This window comes from Streptomyces griseus (assembly GCF_900460065.1).
Lineage (GTDB): Bacteria > Actinomycetota > Actinomycetes > Streptomycetales > Streptomycetaceae > Streptomyces > Streptomyces griseus.
Map to the genome: position 1 here is coordinate 153,431 of NZ_UAVD01000027.1, position 16,171 is coordinate 169,601.

General features: G+C 73.4%; 13 protein-coding genes. 7 read left to right on the forward strand and 6 right to left on the reverse strand.

Annotation, left to right across the window (positions count from 1 at the left end):
- Positions 1-6: 6 nt before the first annotated feature.
- Positions 7-2,001 (reverse strand): CocE/NonD family hydrolase, encoded by a 1,995-nt coding sequence (locus DTB53_RS16420; RefSeq protein WP_012379552.1) that lies wholly within the window; start codon positions 1,999-2,001, stop codon positions 7-9.
- A 37-nt stretch (positions 2,002-2,038) separates the two neighbouring features.
- Complete coding sequence (locus tag DTB53_RS16425) at positions 2,039-3,538, reverse strand: peptide MFS transporter (RefSeq protein ID WP_042496408.1); 1,500 nt, start codon at positions 3,536-3,538, stop codon at positions 2,039-2,041.
- A gap of 159 nt (positions 3,539-3,697) precedes the next feature.
- On the opposite strand from DTB53_RS16425, the gene DTB53_RS16430 reads away from it, so the two are divergent.
- The 7 genes from DTB53_RS16430 (at position 3,698) to DTB53_RS16460 (ending at position 12,314) form a co-directional block, all read left to right on the forward strand.
- Positions 3,698-4,708 (forward strand): polyprenyl synthetase family protein, encoded by a 1,011-nt coding sequence (locus DTB53_RS16430; protein ID WP_003967064.1) that lies wholly within the window; start codon positions 3,698-3,700, stop codon positions 4,706-4,708.
- A 198-nt stretch (positions 4,709-4,906) separates the two neighbouring features.
- Positions 4,907-6,160 (forward strand): LolA family protein, encoded by a 1,254-nt coding sequence (locus DTB53_RS16435; RefSeq protein ID WP_012379550.1) that lies wholly within the window; start codon positions 4,907-4,909, stop codon positions 6,158-6,160.
- Between the two features lie 126 nt (positions 6,161-6,286).
- Positions 6,287-7,351: an ABC transporter ATP-binding protein gene (locus DTB53_RS16440; RefSeq protein ID WP_012379549.1), complete on the forward strand. Its 1,065-nt coding sequence runs from the start codon at positions 6,287-6,289 to the stop codon at positions 7,349-7,351.
- Positions 7,338-8,303 carry an ABC transporter permease gene (locus DTB53_RS16445; protein ID WP_078562749.1) on the forward strand — a complete coding sequence of 322 codons (966 nt, stop codon included), beginning with the start codon at positions 7,338-7,340 and terminating at the stop codon, positions 8,301-8,303. The genes DTB53_RS16440 and DTB53_RS16445 overlap by 14 nt, the downstream gene beginning before the upstream one ends.
- Before the next feature lie 238 nt (positions 8,304-8,541).
- The gene (locus DTB53_RS16450; protein ID WP_003967060.1) at positions 8,542-9,132 is read left to right on the forward strand and encodes a TetR/AcrR family transcriptional regulator; all 591 of its coding nucleotides are present in this window, start codon (positions 8,542-8,544) and stop codon (positions 9,130-9,132) included.
- Between the two features lie 258 nt (positions 9,133-9,390).
- Positions 9,391-11,514: a SpoIIE family protein phosphatase gene (locus DTB53_RS16455; protein WP_042496405.1), complete on the forward strand. Its 2,124-nt coding sequence runs from the start codon at positions 9,391-9,393 to the stop codon at positions 11,512-11,514.
- Between the two features lie 50 nt (positions 11,515-11,564).
- Entirely contained in the window at positions 11,565-12,314 is a 750-nt protein-coding gene (locus DTB53_RS16460) for a DUF1838 family protein (RefSeq protein ID WP_012379546.1), read from the forward strand.
- Between the two features lie 80 nt (positions 12,315-12,394).
- Here DTB53_RS16460 and DTB53_RS16465 read toward each other — a convergent pair whose 3' ends face one another.
- From DTB53_RS16465 to DTB53_RS16480, 4 genes are all read right to left on the reverse strand, one after another.
- Positions 12,395-13,192 (reverse strand): calcium-binding protein, encoded by a 798-nt coding sequence (locus tag DTB53_RS16465; RefSeq protein ID WP_012379545.1) that lies wholly within the window; start codon positions 13,190-13,192, stop codon positions 12,395-12,397.
- Between the two features lie 171 nt (positions 13,193-13,363).
- Positions 13,364-13,879, reverse strand: coding sequence for a lytic polysaccharide monooxygenase auxiliary activity family 9 protein (locus DTB53_RS16470; RefSeq protein ID WP_003967055.1), 516 nt, complete (start codon positions 13,877-13,879; stop codon positions 13,364-13,366).
- Between the two features lie 225 nt (positions 13,880-14,104).
- Positions 14,105-14,986: an HAD family hydrolase gene (locus DTB53_RS16475; protein ID WP_003967054.1), complete on the reverse strand. Its 882-nt coding sequence runs from the start codon at positions 14,984-14,986 to the stop codon at positions 14,105-14,107.
- 147 nt (positions 14,987-15,133) lie between these two features.
- Positions 15,134-16,141, reverse strand: coding sequence for a 1-aminocyclopropane-1-carboxylate deaminase (locus tag DTB53_RS16480; protein WP_012379544.1), 1,008 nt, complete (start codon positions 16,139-16,141; stop codon positions 15,134-15,136).
- Positions 16,142-16,171 lie beyond the last annotated feature (30 nt).

Below are 16,171 nucleotides of genomic sequence, written 5' to 3' on the forward strand. Positions count from 1 at the left end.
GGCGGCTCAGCCGGCCGTGCGCGGAATGCGCTTCTCCCAGGTGCGGTGGAAGACGACCTCGCCGCCGTCCTTGCAGACCACCTCGTTGGAGGTGATGAAGTCCTGGTCGTCGGCGGCGATCTCGGAGCGGGTCTCGATCTCCACGTCCCAGGCCATCTCCGGGCGGTGCAGCCTGATCCGCCAGTCGGAGCGGGTCCGCGCGGAGAGCGGGTCGTCCTGCTGGATCGTGTACGTCTCCAGGGCGTCCTCGGTGAATTCGAGGCCGTCGGGGTAGACCCGCGTGCCGCCGTAGCGGGGGTCGACCTCCAGGCGCCATTCGCCCTGGGCGACATCGCGGACGACGAGGCGTTCGGGGCGGGGCTCCTCCAGGGTGACCGGGTGGACCACGCCGAGCGGTTCGGACTGTTCCGGTTCGCCGAAGGTGATCGCCGGGTCCTCGGTGTGGCGGCGCACCGGGAGCTCGACGAAGCTGCCGTCCGCGTCCAGGGTGAAGCCCGCCGAGCCGGCCTGCGGCCAGATCCAGGGCCAGTACGAGGAGGAGACGGCGAGCCGGATGCGGTGGCCGGGCGGGAAGGTGTGCCCGATGCCGTTGAGGTCGAAGACCACGTCCTCGGTCTCGCCCGGGGGCCAGGGGTCGGTGCGGTCGCGGCCGTGGCGGGCCGCGAGGTTGAGCACACCCCGGGTCACCAGGGTGGAGGAGCCGTCGGGCGCGACGTCGCAGAGCCGGGCGATGGCCTGGCCGCGGGTCGCGTCCATCCGGAGGCGGAGCTTCACCCGGGGGCGGCCGAGGATCTCGATCGGGGCGTCCGCGACGGGGAACTCGAAGGAGACGGACTTCGCGTCCTCGTCCCGCTGGTCCGGCGGCAGGTCCGCGTCGTTGCCGAACGGGAAGAAGCGGCCCGCGTCCACGCCGGTCTGCTGCGGCGAGGCGACGATCCGCTCGCCGCCCTGGAGGGCGTACGCCACCGGGGCGACGTTCTCCGAGGGCCAGCTGGCGTCCCCGACCCAGCGGCCCGGCAGCGTCTCGTACACCGTGGCGGGCGGGTGCGAGCCGCTGATCCAGGACCGCAGCAGCGGCTCCCGCATCACGCCCGTCTCCTGGCCCTTGAGGTGCTGGTCCCACCAGCGCAGCGTCTCCTGGAGGAAGCCGATCGCGGGCCCCGGCGGCAGTCCCCGGTCGGGGTACTGGTGCGACCAGGGGCCGATCAGCCCGCGCACCTGCTCCGGGTCCAGGTGCTCCACGAGCCGCAGGACGGTGTCCCGGTACGGGTCGTGCCAGCCGCCGACCGCGAGGACCTTCGCCTTGATGGCGCCGTAGTCCTCGCAGACGCTGCCGTGCGTCCAGTAGGCGTCGCGGCTCTGGTGGGCCAGCCAGGTGTGGATGAAGGGGTCGACGGCCTCCAGCCGTTTCAGCCACATCTCCTTCCAGCCCTCCCCGACCTGCGCCGGGTCCGGCGGGCGGCAGACGAAGGCGAGCATGGTGGCGGCCCAGGCGTGCATGTCCACGGCGAGGACGGAGCCGCCCATGTAGTGGACGTCGTTGTCGTAGCGGTCGTCGGTCGAGCAGACGGTGACGATCGCCTTGAGCGGCTCGGGGGCGAGCGCGGCGATCTGGAGCGAGTTGAAGCCGCCCCAGGAGATGCCGAACATCCCGACCCGGCCGGAGCACCACTCCTGCTGGGCCAGCCAGTGGATGACGGCGACCCCGTCCTCCAGCTCCCGCGCGTCGTACTCGTCGCCCGGCAGCCCCTCGCTGTTGCCGTGGCCCCGGACGTCGACCCGCACGGAGGCGTAGCCGTGGCCCGCGTACCAGGGGTGGCGCTGCCAGTCGCGGGGCGCGGTCCAGTCGCTGAGCCGGTAGGGCAGGTACTCCAGCAGGGCCGGGACCGGTTCCTCGGTCAGCGGCCGCCAGATCCGGGCGTAGAGCCGGGTGCCGTCGGGCAGCGGGATGTACACGTCCTCGTGGGTCGTCTCGTACGGGAACTCGGTCGTGATGTTCATGGGTCACCTCGGTGGGGGACGGGGTGCGAGGACGTGCTCAGTGGACGGGGTGCATGGTGCGTTTCAGCCAGGGGGCGGCGGCGATCATCGCCACGCCCGCTGCCACGGCGATGGCGCCGTTGACGCCGAAGTAGGCGGGGTTGGAGACCTCGCCGTACAGCTTCACGGTCTGGGCCTGGATGCCGTTGGCGACGGCCAGCGAGAGGAACCACAGGGCCATGGTCTGGCTGGCGAAGGCCTTGGGGGCGAGCTTGCTGCTGGCCGAGAGGCCGGAGGTCTCCAGCAGGACGTCGCCGAGGCCGAGCAGCAGGTAGGAGCCGACGATCCACCAGGCGGCCATCTTGTAGGTGTCGTCCGCGTGGCCCGAGGTCGGCAGCACCATCAGCAGGAAGGAGAGACCGCCGAGGATCACGCCGAAGGCGATCTTGTTGGAGGCGTGCGGCTGGCGGCGGCCCATCCGCACCCAGGTGGCGGCCACCACCGGCGCGAGCGCCACCTCGAAGGCGCCGAGCGCGGAGGCGTACCAGCTGGCCGGGAAGGTGAAGCCGAAGATCTCGGTCCGGGCGTTGGTCGACGCCAGCAGGATCATCGTCGAGTAGGCCTGGAAGAGGATGAAGTTGAAGAAGACCGAACCCAGGAACAGCACGACGTACGGCCGCAGCCTGCCGCGCTCCTCGGCGGTGACCCGGGGGCTCTTGAACATCACCACGAAGTAGGCGATCGGGGCGATGATCGAGATCACCGTCAGCACGTCCACGAACCGGTCGATGGTCAGCCATCCCACCAGGGCCAGGACGGTCGCGAGGAGGGCCACCGCGACGGCCCCGCCGATGATCAGCCGCACCGCCCGCCGCATGGCTTCGGGGGCCAGCTCGAATTCCGCGCCCTCCTTGCGGCCGACCAGGTGACGGCGGCCCGCGACGTACTGGATCAGGCCGAAGGTCATGCCGACCGCGGCGGCCGAGAAGCCCCAGTGCCAGCTCCAGTGCTCGCCGAGCCAGCCGGTGATCAGCGGTCCGGCGAACGCGCCGATGTTGATGCCCATGTAGTAGAGGGCGAAGCCGGCGTCGCGCCGTTCGTCGTCGGTGCGGTAGAGCTTGCCGACCATGGAGGCCACATTGGGCTTGAGCAGGCCCGTTCCGGCGCTGATCAGGCCGAGGCCCACCCAGGTCATGGCGTCGGTGGGGACGGCCATGGAGTAGTGGCCGCAGGCGATGAGGATGCCGCCGTAGAGCACGGCCCGGTACGAGCCGAGGATCCGGTCGGCCAGCCAGCCGCCCGCCACGGAGACCAGATAGACCAGTGTCCCGTAGGCGGCGGAGACGGAGGCGGCGGTGCCGGGGTCCATGCCCATGCCGCCGCCCGCCACGGTGTCGGCGAAGAACAGCACCAGGATGGCCTGCATGCCCAGGAACGAGAACCGCTCCCAGACCTCCAGGCCGGACAGGGTCATCAGACCCCGTGGCTGCCCGAAGAAGGCGTGGTCGTCCTCGGGCGGGGGCTTGGCCGGCTCGGTGTCGGCGGTGCTGTGGGACAAAGCGGGGACTCCTGATCGTATGAGCTGATCCCGAACATACCGGCGGTCATGGGAAGCCGCCCACGGTGATCCATAGCGGACCGGATACGCTGAAGTCGCTAAGAGAGACAGCGACACATCGACATTGCGTGTGATCGTCAGCAGACAGGAGATGCCCTCGTGACCGTCGTCGGGCCGTTCGGACTGCACGTGCGGGACCAGTCTCTCGAGACCGATGTCCAGTTGGGCCTGGCAGCCGTCGAGGCGGGCCTGCTCGAAGCCACCAAGAGCGATGTGCCCTTCATCACGGAGGCCGCCCAGCACCTGGTGCGCGCGGGTGGCAAAAGGTTCCGCCCCCTGCTGGTCATGCTCGCGTCACAGTTTGGCGATCCCGACGCGCCGGGGGTCGTCCCCTCCGCCGTCGTCGTCGAGCTGACCCACCTGGCCACGCTGTACCACGACGACGTGATGGACGAGGCCGACGTGCGGCGCGGGGTGCCCAGCGCCAACACCCGCTGGGGCAACTCCGTCGCCGTCCTCACCGGCGACTTCCTCTTCGCCCGCGCCTCCCACATCCTGGCCGACCTCGGCCCCGAGGCCGTCCGCATCCAGGCGGAGGCCTTCGAGCGGCTCGTCACCGGCCAGATCCTGGAGACCGCGGGCCCCCGGGACGGCCGCGACCCGGTCGACCACTACCTGGACGTCCTCAGCGGCAAGACCGGCTCGCTGGTCGCCGTGTCCGGCCGCTTCGGCGCGATGATGTCCGGCGCCGACGAGCGGACCGTGGACGTCCTCACCCAGTACGGGGAGCGGCTCGGCATCGCCTTCCAGCTCGCCGACGACGTCCTCGACATCGCCTCCGACTCCCACGAGTCCGGCAAGACCCCCGGCACCGATCTGCGCGAGGGCATCCCGACGCTCCCGGTCCTGCGGCTGCGCGCCCAGGCGGCGGCCGACGGCAAGCCCGACGACCTGGAGCTCGTCGAGCTGCTCGACGGCGACCTCGGCGACGACGCCGCCCTGGACGAGGTGCTGCGCCGGCTGCGCGCCCACCCGGCGCTGGAGCAGGCCCGCCAGGACACCGTGCACTACGCCCAGGCGGCGCGCGCCACGCTCGCACCGCTGCCCGAGGGGTACGCGAAGTCCGCGCTGGAGGAGCTGTGCGACGCCGTGGTGCACCGCGCGGGCTGAGGCCCGCCCGGCCGCGCCCGCCGTCGGCTGACGCGGTGTCACCGGGTGGTCCACCCCTACGGGATGGCGTACACGCCCCCTCCGGTTGTCATACCGGAGCAGTACGCGGAGTTGATTCCCCGGTCTGACGCTTCGGGCCGCCCGATTTGGTCAGATGGTTAACAACGGAAGCCGCCGACCACGGAGGTAGGGCACACCATGGCACCGAACGACAGCGCAGAGACCACCGGCGAGGCCACGAGCACTGTCGTGGGCCGCCGGAAGGCGGCGCGCTACATCGTCCCCGTCGCGGTCGCGGGGGTGGCGGCCGCGACCATCGGGCTCGTCCCGGCGCTCGCCAGCTCCGGCGACCCGGACCTGCCGGAGATCAGCGCACAGCAGCTCATCGAGAAGATCGCCGCTTCCGACGAGGAGCAGCTCTCCGGCACGTTCAAGATCAGCACCGATCTGGGCCTGCCCCTCGACGGCCTCGCCGGCTCGTTCGCGCCGGGCGGCGCGGGCGGGGACAAGGACGGCGGCGCGGCGGCCCCGCAGGACAAGCTCATGGAGCTGACGTCCGGCACGCACACGCTGCGGGTGGCCGCCGACGGACCGGAGCGGCAGAAGCTCTCCATCCTCGGGGAGGCGTCCGAGTACAGCCTCATCCACAACCGGGGCGAGGTCTGGGCGTACGACAGCGAGTCCGACGAGGTCTACCACGCCGAGGCCCCCGAGGGCCGGGACGGCGGCAAGCACGCGGAGAAGGCGCCGAAGGCCCCCGAGGGCGCTCCGGCCACCCCGAAGGACTTCGCCGAGCAGGCGCTCGCGGTGGCCGGGGACACCACCTCGGTCACCGTGGACGGCACCGCGCAGGTCGCCGGGCGGGACGCGTACCAGCTGCTGATCAAGCCGAAGCAGTCCGGTTCGACGATCGGCTCGGTCCGGATCGCCGTGGACGCCGAGAACGGCGTACCGCTGAAGTTCACCCTGTCGGCGGCGAGCGGCGGCAAGGCCGTGGTCGACGCCGGGTTCACCAAGGTCGACTTCTCCCGGCCCGCCGCGTCCACGTTCGACTTCACCCCGCCCAAGGGCGCCGAGGTGACCGAGGCCGACGAGCTGGAGACCGGCGGGGACGAGCACGGCGCGGCGCAGAAGGCGCTCCCCGGACAGCTCGCCGAGCTGGACGCACTCGCGGGCGAGGGCGGCTTCAACGTCATCGGGAAGGGCTGGACCTCGATCGCCGAGATCACGTCGCCCGGCGGCAAGGGCCTCCCCGCGGCCGGCTCGGACGACATGCCGGCCGAGGCGCAGGGCTTCCTCGACGCGCTCGGCGACAAGGTCACCGGAAAGTTCGGTTCGGGCACGGTCTTCACGACGCGCCTGGTCAACGCCCTGCTGACGGACGACGGCCGGGTGTACGTCGGAGCGGTGACGAAGGACGCGCTGGTCCGCGCCGCCGACGCCGCCCAGTAGGACACCCCGGCGCCCGTCCGGTCTGACGGCCGGCGCCGGACACCCCGCCCCGTCGCACACCGTGCGGCGGGGCGGCAGTGCCGCAGGGGCGCTGCCAGCCGCGCGGACGGGAGAGGTGCGACCGGGATGACGACGACGGGGACGGCCGGGACGGGGCCGGGCGGTGCGGCCGGATCGGCGGGGGAGCGCCCCGCGGCCGGGAAGGCCGCGTCGGACCCGGCGCGGAACCCGGACGCGGCGGATGCGGAGGATGCCGCTCCGGTCATTCGCACCCGTGGTCTGACCAAGCGCTACCGGGGCGGCCAGCTCGCCGTGGACAGCCTCGACCTCACCGTGCCCGGCGGCACCGTCTTCGGCTTCCTCGGCCCCAACGGCTCCGGGAAGACCACCACGATCCGGATGCTGATGGGCCTCATCTCCCCGACCTTCGGCACCGCCGAGGTGCTCGGCCGCCCGATGCCGGGGGACGGCCGTACGGTGCTGCCCGAGGTCGGCGCGCTGATCGAGGGGCCCGCGCTCTACGGCTTCCTCGACGGCCGGGAGAACCTCCTGTGCTACGACCGGGCCGACCCCACCGCCGACCCGCGCACCCGCGGGGCCCGCGTCGACGGGGCCCTGGAGCGGGTCGGCCTCTCCGCCGCCTCCCGGAAGAAGGCCAAGGCGTACTCCCTCGGCATGAAGCAGCGCCTCGGCCTCGCCGCCGCCCTGCTCCGGCCGCGCCGGCTGCTGGTCCTGGACGAGCCGACCAACGGCCTCGACCCGCAGGGCATGCGGGAGATCCGTGCCCTGGTCCGGGAGCTGGCCGCCGAGGGCACCACGGTGTTCCTCTCCTCCCACCTGCTGGACGAGATCGAGCAGGTGTGCACGCACGCCGCCGTGATGGCCCGGGGCCGGCTGGTCGTCCAGGGCACGGTCGCCGACCTCGCCGCGGGCTCCCGGGGCCGGCTCGCCGTCACCACCCCCGACCCCGGGGACGCGGCCCGCATCCTCGCGGAGCACGGGCTCACCGGCCTGAGCGCCGACGGCGACCGGCTGACCGCCGACGCCCCGCCCGCCGACGTGGACCTCGCCGACCTCAACGCCGCGCTGGTCTCCGGCGGGGTACGGGTGCGGTTCTTCGGCGTCGAGCGGGGCTCGCTGGAGGACGCCTTCGTCGCACTCACGGGAGAGGGATTCGATGTCGCAGGCTGAGGGTGCTCCGCGGGCCGGGACAGCACCACGGGCCGCGACGGCGGGAGCCGCGGACCCGACGGGCCCTCGCGGTCCGCTGCGCCCCGGCGATCCCGCGCGTCCCCGCAACCCGTTGTGGACGCTGGGTCTCCTCCGGTCCGAGATCACCACGCTGCTCCGCCGCCACCGGACCTACGCCCTGCTCGGCGTGCTCGCCGCCGTACCCGTGCTCATCGGGATCGCGGTCCGGATCGAGACGGGCGGCGGCGGTGGCGGGGCGGGCGGCCCGGACGGCGGGGCGGGCCCGGCGTTCCTCGCCCAGGTCACCAACAACGGCCTGTTCCTCGTCTTCGCCGCTCTCGCCGCGACCCTGCCGGTCTTCCTGCCGATGGCCGTCGGCGTCGTCGCGGGGGACGCGATCGCGGGCGAGGCGAGCAGCGGCACCCTGCGCTATCTGCTGGTCGCCCCGGCGGGCCGGACCCGGCTGCTGCTGGTGAAGTACGCCGCCGTCCTCGCCTTCTGCCTCATCGCGACCCTGGTGGTGGCCGCGTCGGCGCTGGGGGCGGGCGCGCTGCTGTTCCCGATGGGCGAGGTCACCACGATCTCCGGGACCCGGATCGGCTTCGGCGAGGGGCTGGTGCGGGCGGTGCTGACGTCGCTGGTCGTCGCCGTCTCCCTGACCGGGTTCGCCGCGCTCGGGCTGTTCGTCTCGACGCTGACCGGCAGCGGTATCGGGGCGATGGCGGCCACGGTCGGGCTGCTGATCACCGTGCAGATCCTGGACAGCATTCCGCAGCTGAGCGGCGTGCACCCGTACCTCTTCGCGCACTACTGGATGTCGTTCGCGGACGTCCTGCGCGAGCCCGTCCACTGGGACGACCTGATCAAGAACTTCCAACTGCAGGGGCTGTACGTCGCGGTGTTCGGCTCGGCGGCCTGGGCGCGCTTCACGGCCAAGGACATCACCGCCTGAGAGACGGATCAGGGAGGGCACGCGTGTCTGCTGGCCGGATCGGATCGGCGGGAGGTCGTCCGCGCCGTCGGCCGGGCGAGCCGTCCCCCGATCGGCTCGTCGCGGCACGAACGGCACGAACGGTGCGGACACCGGGAACGACACGACACGGTACGTTCCGTTTCCGCCTGGGTATGGTGCGGTCTTTGGCGACGAGATGTCAACAAGAGATTGGCTGGAACCCCCCTATGCTCACCGAATGATCACATCGCCGAGCAGTGTGCGCCGCAGCGAAAGGTCACGCCGCGCGATCCTGCAATCCGCTCTCGATCTCTGTACGGAGCGGGGGTACGGGCACGTCACGATCGAGGCCATCGCGGCCCGGGCCGGGGTCAGCAAGAAGACGATCTACCGCTGGTGGCCGTCGAAGGGCGCGGTGCTGCTGGAGGCGTTCTCGGACGCCCTGATCGACGCCACGCCGTTCGTGGACACCGGCGACATCGGCGCCGATCTGCGCGCCCACGTGGCCGGCGCGGTGAAACTGCTGTCGGTCCCGCCGTTCGGCCCCGCCTACGCGGGCATCCTCTCCGAGCTGCACCACGACGACCTGCTGGCCCGGCGACTGCGCGAGGAACTGGTCGACCCGCGCGTCGAGGAGGCCATCGGCCGACTGCGCAGCGCCCAGGAACAGGGCCAGATCCCGCCCGGCGCGGACCTCCCGCTCGCCGTGGAGATGCTGTACGGCCCGGTCTACTACCGCCATGTGCTGCGCAAGCCCGTCCAGGACGAGGAGACCATCGCCACCCTCGTGAACCACGTACTGCGCTCCCTGCGGGCGCCGGGGTACTGAGGCCGGTCGGCCCCGCGCACGGTCGCCCCTGATCCCGGTCCCGCACACCGTCGCCCACGATCCCGGCCCCGCCCGACGGCTTTCCGACGGGCCCCGAGGCGGCCGGCCGGGTGAGCCGCCCCCCGGTCCTGCCGCCGGACCCCGCGTTCACACGGCCGGCCGCCACCGGTGGCCGGGCCCGGGACGGCGGGTGATGCTGGTCCGGCGCGTGCCGGCTCCGATGCACCGGTGCGCCGGAGCCGGAGGGCGGGTGGAGCCGTGGCGGACGCCGAGACCCCGGCCGGGCCCGGAGCGCCCCGGGGCGTTCCGGACCAGCCGGACGCGTCACTGCTGGACGAGGCACTGCTGGCGACCCTCTTCACCCAGTCCGCCGTCGAACTGGGCGTGCTCGACCCGCGCCTCCGTCTCGTACGGGCCAACTCGCGCGTCGACGGCGTGGAGACCGGGCAGTACCTCGGCCGCCGGTTCACCGAGGCCTTCCGGCTCGACGACCCGGACGGCGTCGAGCAGTTCATGAAGCAGGTGCTCGCCGGTGAGGGGCCGGTGCGCGACCGCCTCGTGCGCGGCCGGCTGCGGGAGATCCCCGGCGACCGGGACTTCCTGGTCTCCGCCTACCGCCTCGACGGCCCCGACGGTCCCGAGGCCCCCGCCATGGGCCTGCTGGCCGCGGTCGTCGACGTCACCGAGCGCCAACGGGCCCGCGCCCGGGACGCCGCGCTCACCGCCGTGCGGGACGCCGTCGGCGGCTCCCTCGACGTCGCCGCGACCTGCCGCGCCTTCGCCGACGCCCTGGTGCCCGGATTCGCCGACCTCGCCGTCGTCGAGGTGGTGGACGACGTCCTGCGCGGGGCCGACCCGCCGGTGGGCCCGCTGCCGCCCGGCACCCCGCTGCGCCGTGCCGCGAGCGGCCGGTGCGACGCCGTACGGGACACGGTGGCGGGCGGGGGCCGGGAGCGCCCGGCGGGGGTGACCCGCCGCCTTCCCGCCCGGACGCCGTACGCGCTCGCCACCACCGACCTGCGGGCCCGGCTCGTCCCGCTCGGGCCCGGCGCCCCGTGGCCGGCGTCCGACCCGGACGCGGCCCACGTCGTCGCGGCGACCGGCGCGCACACCCTGATCGTCGCGCCCCTCACCCTGCGCGGCGCGGTCCTCGGGCTGGTCAGCCTCTACCGCTGCGGAGCGACCGAGCCCTTCGACGAGGACGACGTCTCCCTCGCCGTCGCGGCGGCCACCCGGGCGGCCCTCGGCATCGACAACGCCCGCCGCTACGAGCGCGAGCACCTCATCGCCTCCACGGTCCAGCGGCGGCTGCTGCCGCAGGAGGAGCGACGCCAGGCCGCCGTCGACACCGCGCACGTCCTGCTGCCCGGCCGGGACAGCGGCTGCTGGTTCGACACCATCGCCCTGTCCGGCGCCCGCACCGCGCTCGTCGTGGGCAGCGTCCCGGGCGAGGGCCTCCAGTCGGCGATCGCCATGGGCCAGTTGCGTACGGTCATCCAGGCGCTGTCGGGTCTCGACCTGGAACCGGAGGAGGTCCTCGCCCGGCTGAAGGAGACCGCCGACCGCCTCGCCCACGAACGCGCCGCCCTGCCCCCGGCCGACGCCCTCCAGGGCGAACCCCTGAGCGCGGGCTGCGTGTACGGGGTCTACGACCCGTTCACCCGGACCCTCACCGTCGCGCGCGCCGGACACCCCGCGCCGCTGATCGTCGGCCCCGACGGACGGGCGGTCGCCCTCGACGTGCCGGAGGGGCCGGGCCTCTTCTCCACCGACAGCGCTCTCTTCGCCCCCGCCACCGTCACCCTGGAGGTGGGCAGCCTCCTCGCGTTCTGCACCCCCGACCTGCTCTCCGGCGAACGCGCCGCCGAACGCGTCACCCGGGCCCTCGCCCGGCCGGGCCGAAGCCTCCAGCAACTGGGCGACGACATCGTGTACGCGCTGCCGGACGACACCCGCTCCGCCGGCGCGGCCCTGCTCCTGGCCCGTACGGGTACGGTCGCCGACCACCTGGTGGCCACCTGGGACCTGACCCCGGACCCCACGACGCCCGCCACGGCCCGGGTGCTGGTCCGCGACCGGCTCCAGGAGTGGGGACTGGACGAGGACACCGTCGAGGCGACGGAGCTGATCGTCAGCGAACTGGTCACCAACGCCGTCCTCTACGGCACCCCGCCGCTGCGGCTGCGTCTCCTGCTGGACTCCACGCTGACCTGCGAGGTCCACGACGGCTCCACGGCCTCCCCGCACCTGCGGCACGCCCAGACCGTCGACGAGGGCGGCCGGGGCCTGTTCATCGTCTCCCGGCTCGCCGCCCACTGGGGCGCCCGTCACGGGCCGGACGGCAAGGTGCTGTGGACGGAGCAGGAGCTGCCGGGTGCGTGATTCCGCCCGGACGGGCATGCCGGCCGCGCCGATCGCGCAGAGTGGTCCGCATGACGCATCCCGCGGAGCCGCTGCGCTCCTTCGCCCGCACCCGTGCCTCCCTCGACGGTGAGGAGGTCACGTACTGGTGGTCCGGAGACGTGTACTCCTGGGCCCCCGACGAGCCCTACCGGCGGATCTTCGGTTTCGAGGGCCTCAACGTCTCCCGCCTGGTCCCGGACGCGGAGGCCGGGCCGGACGCGTACCGGCTGCTCACCCGCGAGGCCGCGTTCTACCTGGATCCCGTCACCCGCGAGATCCTGGAGACCTGGCAGGACCTGCCGGTGGTGCACGTCTGGAACGACCCGGCCAACCAGAAGTGGCGTCCCTTCCCGATCCCGACGACCGAGCTCGGGGACCAGGTCTGCTTCAGCCTGGAGATCCCGCTCGCCTACCCGTCGCCGCTGCCGGTGGCCCAGTACCCGGTGCACTCGGCGGGGGACACCTACCGGGCCCTGGAACTCTTCCAGTTCTTCGCGGACCGGGCCGACCTGGCCGGCCCGGCCCCCAGCGTCCCGGCGACCATGTCGTGGAGCCGGATGTCCCCGTGGCTCCCGTGGATGGCCCGGGGACAGCGGCCCGGCGGTCTCACCTTCCACTGCCGGGGCCGCAAGCTCGGCGCGTACGCCGAGGTCCCCGAGCGCACCCGCGCCCATGTCGCCGCCCACCACCCGGAGTTCGCCCACGCCCCGCAGGAGTGGAGCGAGCCGAACGAGACCAGCTGGACCTACTTCCGCAGGCTCCACCCGCCCCGGGGCTGAGGGGAACGGGCGGAGGGCACACGACGGGCGCGCGGCACGGCGGGGCCACGGGTCAGCGCGGCTGCTCGGCCCCGGCCCGCCTACCGCAGAACGATGTTCCGGCCGGGGCCGCCGTCGAGGCTGTCCTTGCCGGGGCCGCCGACGATCAGGTCGTTTCCGTCCTCGCCGTGCACCATGTCGTCGCCGGTGCCGCCGAACAGGATGTCGTCGCCCTCGCCGCCCATGACGTGGTCGTCGCCCGGGCCCGCGTACACGATGTCGTTGCCTTCGTAGGCCTCGATCATGTCGTCGCCCCGGCCGCCGTAGAGCCGCTGATCGCCGTCGACGGCCATCAGGTGGTCCATGCCGTCGCCGCCGTCGAGGACCACGCGCCCCATGACCATGTCGTTCCCCGCGTCGCCCCGCACCGTGTGCGCGGTGTGGGCGTGCAGCATGTCGTCGCCGGGGCCTCCGCTGACGGTGGCGACCCCGGGGTCGCTGGTGGCGATCTCGTCGTCTCCGTCGCCCAGGAAGACGTCGATCCGGTCCGGCCGGGAGGCGCCGGTGGGCAGTTCGCAGACGACGTACGTCTCGTCCCCGGGGGTGAGGTACGTGCAGTGGTCGCCGGGCTGGAGGGGGACCGAGTCCCTGAAGCCGATCCGCCGGACTCCGTCGCCCTGGTCCATCGGAACGACGTGCAGGTCGTTCACCTGTCCCGCGCCCGCGGTGAAGGTGATCGACTGCTTCGCCCAGTCGGCGCCGACGCGGGCCTTCGCCCCGGCGCCGGTGCCGGTCGGGGCGCCGGCGGGGGTGGGGGCGGCGACCGCGGGGGAAGCGGCGAGGCCGGTGGCGAGCAGGGCCACGACGGCCGCGCGGGCGGTGAGTCGGTGTCGGATCATGGGACCTCATCTCGGTGGGGCGGCCGGTGGGTCGGCCTGCTGGCGGGGGCCTGCCCGGTGCACCGGCGACCGCGGTCGCGAGGGCGGCGTCCTCGCGACCGCGACCGGCGCGCTCCGGCACTCCGGGCAGGCTCTGTTCGTCCCGGCGGGGCCGGGGGGTGCGGTATCGCGTCAGCTCACGTTGACGTCCACGCAGGCGTAGAACGCGTTGGCGGTGTCGGCGATGTTCCACACGGCCAGCACCTTCTGCTTGCCGGACAGGCTGCCGAAGTTGACCTGGTGGGTCACGGTCTCGCCGGGCCGTGCGCCGCCGTCGTTGAACTCGGCGATCTTGCGGCCGCCCGCGTAGTACTGCCAGGTGCTGGTGGCGTGCCGTGCCGTCAGCCGCCAGTTGAAGCTGGTCGTCCGGCTGACCGGGGTGACCTTCCAGCCCTTGCTGTCATTGTTGAGCTCGGCGAAGCCGGCGTTCCCTCCGCTGCAACTGCTGAGCCCCTTGGGGCCCTCGACGCTCTGCGGCTCGTACTTGATGGCACCGCAGGAGACCGTGCCGGCGGCGCACTGGGCCTGTCGGCTGGGGGGTGATGAGATGTAGCCGTGCGCGCTCGCGTTGCCGGCCGGCAGGGTGACGGCCAGGAGCGGGGCGATTCCCGCGCCGATGGCGACGGCTAAGAGCCTCTTGCTTTTCATGACAACTCCTCTGTGGGGGTCCGTGCCCGCCCTCGCGGAGGCGAGGCGGGCATGCGCATGTCAAGCAGCCACGCCGTGACGGTGGGGCTGTCGCGGGTAGCGACGGAAGCGTACCGCGCTTGGTCTAGACCAAGCTAGGGCCTGTCCGGATTCACGGCGTCGCCCGCAGGCCCGGCCGTGGGAGGCGGGGACGGGAACGGCCGGACGGGCCCCGCGGGAGCGCCCTCAGATCCCGGGCGCGGCCTCCGCGCCCGACTGCCGGGCGGCGGCCGGGCCGAACAGGCGCTCCAGGACCACCGCGACCCCGTCCTCCGCGTTCGACAGGGTCACCTCGTCGGCCGCCGCGCGCAGCTCCGGATGCGCGTTGCCCATCGCGACCCGGTGACCCGAACCGGCGAACATCGGCAGGTCGTTGGGCATGTCCCCGAACGCGACGATCCGCTCCGCCCCGACCCCCAGCAGCTCGGCGGCCACGGCCAGGCCCGTGCCCTTGTCCACGCCGCGCGGGGCCAGCTCCACCGTGCCCGGCCCCGCCATGGTCACCGTCGCCAGATCGCCCACGGCCCCCCGCGCGGCGGCGGTCAGCGCGTCGTCGCCCAGGTCGGGGTGGCGCACCAGCACCTTGATCACGGGCCGCTCCCACAACGCGGCACGCGTGTCGACGCGTTGGGCGGGGAGCGTCGGGTTCGGCATCCGGTACCCGGCCTCGATCAGGGTCACCCCGTCCACGCCGTCCTGGTCCACGGCGGCGAACACGGCTCCGACCTCCGCCTCGATCTTCCCGAGCGCGGTGTCGGCGGCCTCCCGGTCCAGGGCGGCGGACCGCAGCAGCCGCCCGCCGCCCGCCCCGGCCTCGTAGAGCTGGGTGCCCTGCCCGCAGACGACGAGCCCGGTGTACGCCAGGTCCGCGAGCAGCGCCCGTATCCCGGGCACGGGCCGCCCGGTGACGACCAGGTGCCGGGCGCCGGCCGAGGCGGCGAGGGCGAGCGCGGCCCGGGACCGGGCGCTCACGGTGTCGTCCGGGCGCAGGAGGGTGCCGTCCAGATCCGTGGCGACGAGACCGTACGCGGGGGTGATGCCGGGGGCGTATGCGGGGGGCGTGGGCATGGGCCCCAGCCTAGAAGGCCCCGGACGGCCGCTTGTCCGCCGGCGGCGGATCGGGTATGCGCGCTCTGCCGCCGGGCCGCGGGCCGGGTGCGCGTTCCCCGCCGTCGCGGAGCCGCGCCGCGGTGCGGCGGGGCTCCGCCGGGGCCGTCAGGGGAAGATCCCGCTGTAGGCGTTGAGCGCCGGCTGGCCGCCGAGGTGCGCGTACAGGACGTTGGAGCTCCTGGGGATCTCGCCGCCGCGCACCAGGTCGATGAGCCCGGCCATGGACTTTCCCTCGTACACCGGGTCGATGATCATGCCTTCGAGCCGGCCCGTCAGCTTGATGGCGTCCACCGTGGACGCCACGGGCACGCCGTAGAGATCTCCGGCCCAGCCTTCCAGGACGGTGATCTCGTCGTCCCTCAACTCCCGCCCCAGGCCGATGAGGTCGGCGGTGCCGCGGGCGATCCTCGCCACCTGGGCCCGGGTCTCGGTGAGCTTCGCCGACGCGTCGATGCCCAGGATCCGCCGCGGCCGGTCCTGGCCCGCGAACCCGGCGATCATGCCGGCCTGGGTGCTGCCGGTGACGCTGCACACCACGACGGTGTCGAAGAAGACACCCAACTCCTCCTCCTGGCGCTGCACTTCGCGCGCCCAGTTCGCGAAGCCGAGGCCGCCGAGCGGATGGTCCGATCCGCCCGCCGGAATGGCGTACGGTGTGCCGCCCGCAGCCCGTACGTCGTCCAGCGCCCGGCGCCAGCTGTCCTTCACGCCGATGCCGAAGCCGGCCCGCACCAGCCGCACGTCGGCGCCCATGATGCGGGACAGCAGGATGTTGCCGACCTTGTCGTTGACCGGGTCGGGCCAGTCCACCCAGCTCTCCTGGACCAGGACCGCCTTCAGCCCGGCCCGGGCGGCGACGGCCGCCACCTGCCGCGTGTGGTTGGACTGCACGCCTCCGATGCTGACGAGGGTGTCCGCACCCTGCCGGAGGGCGTCGGGGAGCAGGTACTCCAGCTTGCGGGTCTTGTTGCCGCCGTAGGCGAGACCGGCGTTGCAGTCCTCGCGCTTGGCCCAGACGCGGGCCCCGCCGAGGTGGTCGCTGAGCCGGTCCAGCGGGTGCACCGGGCTGGGCCCGAACAGCAGGGGGTAACGCTCGAAGTCGTCGAGGGACATCGCGGGCTCCTCAGGGGCGTGGTCGGGCCC